This window comes from Pseudomonas sp. GW823-FHT02C02 (genome assembly GCF_058797635.1).
The window spans coordinates 1-832 of sequence record NZ_JBXAJV010000042.1 but is presented as its reverse complement, the minus strand read 5'-3'; the positions used below and the strand labels follow the sequence as shown (position 1 = coordinate 832).

2 protein-coding genes are annotated in these 832 nt (G+C 57.9%); both read right to left on the bottom strand.

Features of this window, described 5'->3' with window-relative positions; genetic code table 11:
- On the bottom strand, positions 1 to 230 hold a 230-nt coding region (locus AC1ROI_RS33880; RefSeq protein ID WP_492572977.1), incomplete at its 3' end, for an HK97 family phage prohead protease.
- On the bottom strand, positions 227 to 832 hold a 606-nt coding region (locus AC1ROI_RS33875), incomplete at its 5' end, for a phage portal protein (protein WP_492572978.1). The genes AC1ROI_RS33880 and AC1ROI_RS33875, both read right to left, overlap by 4 nt.

Sequence of the window (832 nt, the reverse complement as noted above, 5' to 3'; positions counted from 1 at the left end):
CCGATTGGCTCGGCGGTGCGGTGCTGCCACAGAACCGGAAGCGACCGAGACTTCGCCTTCAAATCGGCGATGGACTCGAGAAACGCACCCGGGGCAACCACTTCGTTGTAGCTGTCGATCACGCCGAAAACGGAACCGTACCCAGAAAAAAGGCCGTCATCGCTGACAGCCTTTACGTCGTAGTCGAATGAGCGGTACTTCACCGCCACCGATTGGTCTTTTCGGTTCATTCAGAATTACCTTTTGGCTTGTCGTTGAGCCAATCAATCAACGCTGAACGCGCCTGCTGGGCATCGCCGGCATCACCACCGAGCTTGTCGATCGGCAGCATGTTTGACTGAACTGTGAGCTGTGCGGCGTTGCCGCCTTTGGGTGCGAGGTTCTCTTTGATCCGGCACTCGTCGCGGGTGTAGATACCGTTCTGGGTCATCGAGCTGTAAAAGGCTGCGCGGGCAGCGCTATCGGCTCGCAACAATCCCTCGGGGTTGAACTTGGCGTAGAACCGGCGGCGCTCATCCGGCCGCAACAGGCGGCGATTGATGCTCTGCTCGATGCGCTTCATCCAGGGCAACAGTGAGAAGCTAAGGAATCCAAGCATCTGCTGTTCCATGCCCGTGCCCCAGCTGGTGCTGTTCGCCGTATGCCCGACCATCCAAGGTGGAACACGAAACCACCGGCAAATTTCCTCAACGTTGAATGCCCGGGTCTGCAGCATTTGGGCATCCTCAGGCGTCATGGACACCTGCTGATATTTCATGCCAGCTTCCAGGACCATCGTCTTTCCGGTATTCACCGCGCCGGCAAACTTCGCCGCCATGTCCTCGCGGATATC